This is a genomic window from Gordonia hirsuta DSM 44140 = NBRC 16056, from assembly GCF_000333015.1.
In the GTDB taxonomy this organism is placed as follows: Bacteria; Actinomycetota; Actinomycetes; order Mycobacteriales; family Mycobacteriaceae; genus Gordonia; species Gordonia hirsuta.
Genome location: NZ_BANT01000062.1, coordinates 1 through 8,678, shown reverse-complemented (window position 1 = coordinate 8,678; position 8,678 = coordinate 1). Strand labels below are relative to the sequence as shown.

The window sequence follows — 8,678 nt, the reverse complement described above, 5'->3', positions numbered from 1 at the left end:
GGCGGCGCCGAGGCGGTGCCCTCGAGGACGTCGAGCACCTGCGCCGGGCTCTGCGCCCCTTCCAGGGCGGCCCGGCGGTCCGCGTCGCCGATCACCTTCGCCAGCTCGGCCATCGCGGTGGTGTGTGCCTTGGCATCGGTGGCCGCCAGCGCAACGACCAGGTCCACCGGATCGTTGGTGGGGTGCCCGAAGGCCACCGGCCGGGCCAGCCGCACCCACGACAGCCCGGTGCGCAGCACCGCCGGCGACGGGCGGGCGTGGGCGAAGGCGAAGCCGGGGGCGATCACGATGTACGGCCCCTTCTCCAGGACCGTGTCGATCATCTCGACGGTGTACTGCTCGGTGGCCACTCCGGTCTCGGTCAGCAGGACTCCCGCGGCGGCGACGGCCTCCTGCCAGTCGTCTGCTGCGACGTCCAGCGCGATGGCATCCGGGCTCAGAAGATCAGTCAGCGCACTCACGCTTCAGGACGCTATCGGGGACCGCGCGGACGCGGGAGGGTTTCCCACCGGTAGGGGGTCCGACGATGCCACCAGGTAATGTCACGGTCCGTGTCTACGCCGCAGCTGGCTCCCGTATACGTGTTGGGCGCCAACAGGATTCCGTTCGCACGCTCCAACGGCGCGTACCTGGAGCAGACCAACCAGTCCATGCTCACCGCCGCCCTCGACGGCCTGGCGGAGCGGTACGGTCTGGCCGGTGCCCACCTGGGCGAGGTGGCCGGCGGCGCCGTGGTGAAACTGGCCCGCGATCACAGCCTCACCCGGGAGGCGCTGCTGGACACCGCGATCGCCCGCTCCACCCCGACCGTCGACCTGCAGCAGCAGTGCGCCACCGGCGGGCAGACCGTGGTGCACATCGCCAACAAGATCGCCTGCGGCCAGATCGAGTCCGGGGTCGCCTGCGGCGCCGACACCACCTCCGATCCGCCGATCGGCTTCGGTCCGCGGCTGCGCGGGCGGCTGGTCAAGATCAATGCCGCCGCCGGCATCGCCGAACGGCTGAAACTGGCCGCCGGGCTCCCGTTATCGCTGGACTTCGACATCCCCAGCCCCAGTGAGCGCCGCACCGACCTGGTTCCCGGGGCCGCCCAGGCGATCACCGGTGAGGCCTGGGGTGTGACCCGCGCCGACCAGGACGAGATCGCCCTGAACTCCCATGCCCGTCTGGCCGCCGCCTACGACGACGGCTTCCTCGACGATCTGGTGACCCCGTTCGCCGGGCTCGCCCAGGACGACAATCTGCGCCGCGGCCTGACCGCGCAGCGACTGGCCGGCCTCTCCCCGTGCTTCGGCGGACCCGACGGGACGATGACCGCCGCCAACTCGACCACGCTGACCGATGGCGCCTCAGCGGTGCTGCTGGGTACCGCGCAGTGGGCCGAGCAGCGCGGTCTGACGCCGATGGCCCGCATCGTCGACGCGCAGAGCTGGGCGGTCGACTACGTCGACGGCGACCCCAAGACCCAGGGGGTGCTGATGGCCCCGGCCTATGCGGTCAGCGAGTTGCTGCGGCGCAACGCGCTGACCCTGCAGGATTTCGACTACTACGAGATCCACGAGGCCTTCGCCTCCCAGGTGCTCTCCACCCTGGCCGCCTGGGACGACGCCGACTTCTGCCGCACCGAACTGGGCCGCGAGGAGCCGATGGGACGGATCGACCGCGCACGGCTGAACGTGCGGGGCGGCTCGCTGGCCACCGGTCATCCCTTCGGCGCCACCGGCGGCCGGATCGTGGGGACCATGGCCAAGCTGCTGCACGACAAGGGTGCGGGCAGCCGCGGGCTGATCTCCATCTGCGCCGGCAGCGGCATGTCCGTGGCGATCATCATGGAAGCCGTCTGAGCAGCCGGCGGCCGCTACCGGCCCGGCGCGGTCACTTCACTTCCGAGGACATGACCCGGTAGACCCCGATCACCGCCGGCAGACCGATCCACAGCACCGCGCAGACCAGGACTCTGGCCCAGGCCAGACCGCCGGCTCCGGCTTCGGACAGGGCGCTGAGACTGTCCTGCGGGTACACCCACGGCGCGATCTTGTTGTAGACGGTGCCGCCGGAGCTCAGGTCGTCCGCACTCGGCAGCGAGATCAGGAGCAGCAGCACCGGCACCAGGATCTCGGGCAGCACGATGTAGCCGACGATCGCCCCGGCGGTGTTCAGGATCGCCAGGCCCATCGCGAAGGCCATGAGGACGTCGAACAGGGCCCGGATCCCGGCGCCGCGCACGGTCAGCGCCGCATCGCCGAAGGAGCCGCCGCGGACCGCGGCGATCAGTGCGGCCAGGGCCAGCCCCAGACCCAGCAGCACTCCCGCCGCGATCAGTGCGGCGCCCAGCTTGGCGGCGATCACCCGCTCCCGGCGCGGTTCGAGGGTGAACGCCGAGACCACCGATCGCTGACCCCACTCGCTGGTGACCAGCAGGATCGCCAGCACCCCGACGAAGATCCGGGTGACCGCGCCGAACCCGTTGGCGCCGGTGGCGAAGGAGACCGTGCTGCCGGCGAACGACAGCGTCGCGATCACCCCGAGCCACAGCAGCGCCAGGATTCCCAGCAGCACCTGCGGTCCGCGGGTGTCGACCAGTTTGCGCAGTTCGACAGCCAGTTGCGCGCCGAACCGGACTCCCGGCGCGTTCGGGTCGATCGTGCGGGCGGCCGTCGGGGCGCTCATGCTCGGCCTCCTGTGCTGCCGGGTGCGGCCGGCGGATAGGTCTGGGGCGGATAGGTCTGGGGTGGATACGGCTGGGGTGGATACGGCTGGGGTGGATACGGCTGGGGTGGGTAGGTGCTCGGCGGGTAGGTCTGCGCCGCCGGTTGACCGGGCAGCATGCCGCCGGCACCGCGCTGGGCGCCGGCGGTCAGTTCCAGGTACATCCGCTCCAGGTTGCCGGTGCCGCCCTGGCGCAGTTCGGTCAGCGCGATCCCGGCTTCGGCGGCCACCGCGCCCACCCGGGCCGGCTCGGCCTGCACCTGCAGTCCGCCGTCGCGGGACGGCCCGCTGGTCACACCGGCCGCGCTCAACGCCGCCGCCAGCGCCGCATCGTCGACCGAGGACACCTGGGTGTCCGGCGTACCGGCCAGCTCCCGGGTCCGGCCCTGCGCCATCACCCTGCCCTGGCCGATCACCACGATGTGGTCGGCGATCAACTCGATCTCGTGCAGCAGATGCGAGCTGAGCAGGACGGTGCCGCCGGAGTCGGCGAAATCTCGCAGCAGGCCCCGCATCCAGTGGATACCCGCCGGGTCCAGACCGTTGACCGGCTCGTCCAGGATCAGCACCGCCGGATCTCCCAGCAGCGCATTGGCCACGCCGAGCCGCTGCCGCATACCCAGCGAATAGTCCTTGACCCGCCGGCCGGCCTCCTGCGACGACAGGCCCACCAGCTCCAGCAGCTGATCCACCCGCCTGTCCGGCAGGCCCATGGTGCGGGCGCTCAACCGCAACGTCTCCCGGGCGGTGCGCCCGTTGTGGAACGCCGACGCATCCAGCAGCGTGCCGACCTGCATCGCCGGGTTCGGGATGTCGCGGTAGAGGTATCCGCCGATGGTCGCCGTCCCCGAGGTGGCCGGGGTCAGTCCGGTGAGGATACGCAGCGTCGTCGACTTCCCGGCACCGTTGGGTCCCAGGAAACCCACCACCTGCCCGGGCAGCGCGGCGAACGAGACGTCGTCCACCGCGAGCAGGCTGCCGTATCTCTTCTCCAGGTGCTCCACAACGATCACCCCACCATCATGCACCTGCGGGCCGGGCCCCGGCGAGGGGACACGGCCGCGCAGACAGGGCCTAAACTCGGCGTCGTGGCCGAAACCCAGCGCGTGCAGCTTCCCAACGGCATCGGGCTGACCGTCAGCGACCAGGGCGAAGGCCCGGTGGTGCTGCTGAACCCCGGGATGGGTATGCCGCAGACCACCTGGCAGTTCACCGGCGTCCCGCAGGGGCTGCTGGAGGCCGGTTTCCGCGTCATCTCCTATTCGGCGCGCGGAGTGACCGGCTCGGACGCCCCGCCCCCGCCCTACGATGTGCCCACGATGGCCCAGGATGCGGCACTGCTGCTGGACCACTGCGGCGTCGACGAGGCGATCCTGGTCGGCTATTCGATGGGCTGCTACGTGACCCAAGCACTCCTGGAGCTGCGGCCCGGCCTGGCCCGCGGGGTGGTGCTGTGCGCCGGTCTGGCCTCCTCGGAGATCGGCCGGCTGGTCAACGAGATGGAACTGGAACTGATCGAACGGCTCGGCGAACTCCCGGCCGCGGTGGCAGCCTTCGAGACCCTGATCACCACCCTGCCGACCGCGCAGCTGCAGGACGCCGAGACCGTGCGCGTGTGGAAGGACATGCTGCTGAACGGGCCCGCCTCGTGGACGTCCCCGGACGGCCGGCACGGGCAGCTGGCCGCCTCCCAGAGCTGGATGGTCGCCGGGGAGCCCACGCGCGAGCGGCTGGCCGCCATCGAAGCGCCGACCCTGGTCATCGCCTACGAGCAGGACCTGTTCTTTCCGCCGAAGACCTCGCTGGCGGCCGCCGAGATGATCCCGAACGCACAGTTCGTGGCCGTCAACGGCCTGGCGCACGGCGGTCTGATGCTCGATCCGGACCGCACCGCGACCGTGCGGATCGTCGACTTCTGCCGCCGGATCAGATCTGGCGACCGTCCCACTCGTGGTCGTGCATGAAACCGCCCGCCAGCCCGACGCGGTAGCGCATCGAGTGCACCAGGATGTTGGTGTAGGCCGGGATCAGCATCACCGCGGGCCCCAGGTCGCCCTTCTCGGCGATCACATCGTCGGCGGCCCGGAAGTCGCGGAAGAAGCGCCGGAAGTTGTTGCCCGGCAGCGAATCCTTACGCCAGCCGTAGAGCGCCATACCGATACCGATCATCCGGACCCGGCCGGGTTGCGGCTTGATCACGCCGTCGTTCTCGCCGAAGAAGGCGCGGTCGACCCGGTCGGCGGCCGAGAACATCATGATCCCGCTGGTGGCCCGCGGATTGGCTTCGATGGTCACCAGCCCGCGTTCGGGGTGTTCGATGAAGTCCAGTCCGATGTGACCGGTGAAGCCGGTGCGCGCGACCAGGTCGGCGACCCAGGCTTCGACTCCGGGGTGATCGACCTGTTCGAAGGTCAGGCACGACGATCCCCCGATCGCGTAGCTGACCGGGTAGGTGGCGTGGGCGTAGACGACACCGTCCTGGCAGACCGAATACGTGCAGTAGCGGTCGCCGTCGAGCCATTCCTGGGCGATCCACGGATTGGTCGGATCGAAGGTCAGCTGCTCGAGGGTGTCCCCGGGGTAGGCCTTGTAGACGTGCTGCGACCCCCGCGAATAGGCCTGCTTGACCGCGAACGGGGTGTCGAAGTCCAGCGCGGCGATGTCCTCGGGGCCGGTGATCGCACGGAACTTCAGCGCCGGGATCCCCAGTTCCACCAGCAGTTCCTGATACCGCAGCTTGTTGTGCAGGGTGTCTTCCAACGCGAAGTCGGACAGGAACAGATCGCACGACGGCGGGAACAGCCCGGCCATCATGGCCAGGATGTCGGTCTCCTCGTGAATCGGGATCACCATGTCGACGTCGTTCTCCTCGACGATCGCGGCGATCTCCCGGCAGTACTCCTGCGGCCGGTACTTCGGCGGACTGACCCGGTGAAAAGCGCTCACCGCCTTCGAGAACCGGCTCACGGCTATCGGTGCACTGTCGGCGACACTGATCCGATGGCCGGCGGCGGCCAGCAGCCGCGCCAGGTTCAGAGTCAGGAATGATCGTCCGAAGGTGATCAGAATGTGCTTACGCTTACCTTCCTCCACTCCCTCAGCGTAGCCGGTCGCCGTGGTCACACCTGATACGGTTCACTGTCGCACTTCATCCCCGACCACCAGATCGCTCGTTCACCCCGCCCGCCCGCCACGTAAAGGATCCCGACGTTGTACGCAATCGGCATCATCGCGGCATTGATGGCGGCCGTGGCCTACGGCATGTCCACCGTCCTGCGGGCCCTGGGCGCCCGGCGGGTGGCCACAGCCGAGCGCGAAGCGGCCGGCGATCAGGCGCCCGCCGCCGCAGGCTCCTCGCCGTCGATGGCGTCGACGGTGGCCACCCTGGGCGATCCCGCCTTCATCCTGGGCACCGTGATGGTGGTGATCGGCTTCGCCGGCGGAGCGATCGCCGCGCGCTTTCTGCCGCTGTTCCTGGCCCAGTCGATCGTTTCGGCGAACCTGGTGGTCACCGCACTGGTGGGCACCTTCATGCTCAACATCCGTCTGCACACCCGCGACTGGGTCGCCATCTGGACGGTGGTGCTGTCCCTGGCGCTGCTGGGTATCTCCTCCTCCCCGCACACCGACGACCACGCCTCCATGCCGTTCCACTGGGGCGTGCTGGCCGCCGCCTTCGGGGTGGGCGCCATCGGCCTGTGGGGTGTCTACCGGTTCGGCGAATACGCCGCGATCGTCGGCGGCTTCACCGGCGGCCTGCAGTTCGGCATCATCGCGATCGCGGTGCGCGTGCTCGAGGGCGTGGCACCGCTGGATCCCGTCCGGCTGATCACCGATCCGGCCGCCTGGGCGATCGCGGTCGCCGGGGCAAGCGGATTCTTCATCCAGACCGTCGCCCTGCAGGTGGGTGCGGTCAACGTCGTCACCGCGGTGCTGGTGGTCGGCGAGACCGCCGGGCCCAGTGTGATCGGCGTGCTGTTCCTGAGCGACCACGCCCTGCCGGGGCTGGCCTGGCTGGCGGTGACCGGCTTCGTCGGCTCGGTGATCGGTGCGATCCTGGTCGCCTGGTACGGCTCGGGCGATCCCGAACAGTTCGGCGAGGTCCCCGAGGAGCTCGGCTCCCGCTCCCCCTGACCGGCTGCGGCTAGCAGTCTCGGTCCGGCGAGGAGGCCTGCGCCCAGAACCGTTTGGGGATGCGCCCGGCTCCGGCGGCCAGCCGGCCCGCCCGCACCGCATGCGACATCGCCGCGGCCATCGCCACCGGATCGGCGGCCCGGGTCACCGCGGTGGCCAGCAGGACCGCATCGCAGCCCAGTTCCATGGCCAGCGCCGCATCGCTGGCGGTGCCGATCCCGGCGTCGAGCACCACCGGCACCCCGGCGCGCGCGACGATCATCTCGATGTTGTGCGGATTGGCGATGCCCAGGCCGGTGCCGATCGGCGAGCCCAGCGGCATCACCGCGGCCACCCCGGTGTCTTCCAGACGACGGGCCAGAACCGGATCGTCGTTGGTGTAGGCCATCACCGCGAAACCGTCGGCCACCAGGGCCGCGGCCGCATCCACCAGTTCCAGCGGATCGGGCAGCAGGGTCCGCTCATCGGCCACCACCTCCAGTTTGATCAGGTCGGTGCCCAGAGCCTCGCGGGCCAGTTGCGCGGTCAGCAGCGCCTCGGCGGCGGTGCGGCAGCCGGCGGTGTTGGGTAGCACCTCGATGTCCAGGCGCCGCAGCAACTCCAGCAGCCCGGTGCCCGATTCGGGGCTGACCCGCCGCATCGCCACGGTGGTCAGCTGTGTCCCCGAGGCGGCCAGCGCCTGGCCCAGCACCGCCAGATTCGGCGCCCCACCGGTGCCCATGATCAGCCGGGAGGTCCAGGTGTGTCCGGCGACCTTCAGGGGATCGGCTGCCTCCAGATGATCAGCCACCCTGGACCGCCGTCAGGACGTCGACGCGGGCGTAGGCGCCGATCGGTTCGGCCCACCGCGCCTGCGGGCGCACCATTCCGTCCACGGCCACGGCCACCCCGCGTTCGGGCAGTCCCAGGTGTGCCAGCAGCATCGGCACATCCGGGGCATGGTCGAAGACGACCACCGATCCGTTGACGGTCAATTCCACCGGTTGCTGCCTCGTACTCATCTCGATTTCCTTTCTCGTCGATCGCATTCGGTCGTGTTCTGGTCCAGCAGGGTCATCACCTGCGCGGCGGTGCCCGGCGCCAGGGCGATGCCGTTGCGGCCGTGCCCGACCGCCAGGACGGTGCGCCCATCCAGCCGCCGCACCATCGGCAGCCCGTCCGGCGACATCGGCCGGATCCCGGCGGCCACCTCGCTGATCTCGTAGGTGCGCAGCCCCGGGAACAGCTCGCACGCATCGGTGAGCAGATCCAGCACGCCGCCGGCCTGCGGCAGCCGGTCCTCGCGATCGTGCGCCTCGTACTGGGTCGCGCCCAGCACCAGCCCGTCGATGCGCGGCACCAGATAGACGTTGCGGCCGTGCCAACGACCGCGGATCACCCGCCGCGGCGGCGGCACCGACCAGCCGGTGCGGCGCAGCCGTATCACCTCGCCCTTCTCCCCGCGCAGCCCCGGCAGTCCCCCGGGCACCAGTGCGGCGCTGTCCAGACCGGCGGCCAGCAGGATCTGATCGCCCGGCAGCTCCGCCGGATCGGTGACGGTCTGCCTCACCAGTTCGCCGCCGGCGGCGGTCAGGGCTGCGCGCAACGCCTCGAGCAGGCGGCGATTGTCCACCGCGCCCTCGCCCGGCAGCAGATAGCCCCCGGCGGGGGTGCGCGCCAGTGCCGGTTCGGCCGCACGCAGCTGCGCCGCCGTCTGCGCGAGCGCCCCGGTGTCGGCGCCGATCGCCTGCGCACAGGCCATCGTCTCGTCCAGGTCGGCGCGGTCGGCGGCCGAACCGGCCACCAGCAGGGTGTCGTGGGCCACGGTCACCGCCGGATCGCCCAGCCGGCGCAGC

At 70.6% G+C, this 8,678-nt stretch carries 10 protein-coding genes; 3 read left to right on the top strand and 7 right to left on the bottom strand.

Features of this window, described 5'->3' with window-relative positions; translation table 11 throughout:
* Window positions 1-461 (bottom strand): PTS sugar transporter subunit IIA (locus tag GOHSU_RS15720; RefSeq protein ID WP_005944112.1); only part of this gene is annotated, 461 nt, incomplete at its 3' end.
* A gap of 90 nt (window positions 462-551) precedes the next feature.
* Between GOHSU_RS15720 and GOHSU_RS15715 the strand changes: the two genes are divergently transcribed.
* Window positions 552-1,844 carry an acetyl-CoA C-acetyltransferase gene (locus GOHSU_RS15715; protein WP_005944109.1) on the top strand — a complete coding sequence of 431 codons (1,293 nt, stop codon included), beginning with the start codon at window positions 552-554 and terminating at the stop codon, window positions 1,842-1,844.
* 31 nt (window positions 1,845-1,875) lie between these two features.
* On the opposite strand, the gene GOHSU_RS15710 is transcribed toward GOHSU_RS15715, so the two are convergent.
* Window positions 1,876-2,670 carry a hypothetical protein gene (locus tag GOHSU_RS15710; protein ID WP_005944106.1) on the bottom strand — a complete coding sequence of 265 codons (795 nt, stop codon included), beginning with the start codon at window positions 2,668-2,670 and terminating at the stop codon, window positions 1,876-1,878.
* Window positions 2,667-3,722 carry an ABC transporter ATP-binding protein gene (locus GOHSU_RS15705; protein ID WP_005944103.1) on the bottom strand — a complete coding sequence of 352 codons (1,056 nt, stop codon included), beginning with the start codon at window positions 3,720-3,722 and terminating at the stop codon, window positions 2,667-2,669. Before GOHSU_RS15705 ends, GOHSU_RS15710 begins: the two co-directional genes overlap by 4 nt.
* A 75-nt stretch (window positions 3,723-3,797) precedes the next feature.
* On the opposite strand from GOHSU_RS15705, the gene GOHSU_RS15700 reads away from it, so the two are divergent.
* Window positions 3,798-4,673, top strand: a complete 876-nt coding sequence (locus GOHSU_RS15700; RefSeq protein ID WP_024333004.1) for an alpha/beta fold hydrolase — start codon at window positions 3,798-3,800, stop codon at window positions 4,671-4,673.
* Here GOHSU_RS15700 and GOHSU_RS15695 read toward each other — a convergent pair.
* The gene (locus GOHSU_RS15695; RefSeq protein ID WP_005944097.1) at window positions 4,636-5,832 is read right to left on the bottom strand and encodes an ATP-grasp domain-containing protein; all 1,197 of its coding nucleotides are present in this window, start codon (window positions 5,830-5,832) and stop codon (window positions 4,636-4,638) included. The two genes, GOHSU_RS15700 and GOHSU_RS15695, sit on opposite strands and share 38 nt — an antisense overlap.
* Before the next feature lie 87 nt (window positions 5,833-5,919).
* Between GOHSU_RS15695 and GOHSU_RS15690 the strand changes: the two genes are divergently transcribed.
* Window positions 5,920-6,843, top strand: a complete 924-nt coding sequence (locus GOHSU_RS15690) for a hypothetical protein (RefSeq protein WP_005944091.1) — start codon at window positions 5,920-5,922, stop codon at window positions 6,841-6,843.
* A 10-nt stretch (window positions 6,844-6,853) separates the two neighbouring features.
* On the opposite strand, the gene GOHSU_RS15685 is transcribed toward GOHSU_RS15690, so the two are convergent.
* The 3 genes from GOHSU_RS15685 to GOHSU_RS15675 form a co-directional block, all read right to left on the bottom strand.
* Complete coding sequence (locus GOHSU_RS15685) at window positions 6,854-7,633, bottom strand: thiazole synthase (RefSeq protein WP_005944086.1); 780 nt, start codon at window positions 7,631-7,633, stop codon at window positions 6,854-6,856.
* Window positions 7,626-7,844, bottom strand: a complete 219-nt coding sequence (gene thiS, locus GOHSU_RS15680) for a sulfur carrier protein ThiS (protein WP_005944080.1) — start codon at window positions 7,842-7,844, stop codon at window positions 7,626-7,628. The genes GOHSU_RS15685 and thiS overlap by 8 nt, the downstream gene beginning before the upstream one ends.
* Window positions 7,841-8,678, bottom strand: an 838-nt coding sequence (locus GOHSU_RS15675) for an FAD-dependent oxidoreductase (protein ID WP_005944075.1), incomplete at its 5' end; no start/stop codon positions are given. The genes GOHSU_RS15675 and thiS, both read right to left, overlap by 4 nt.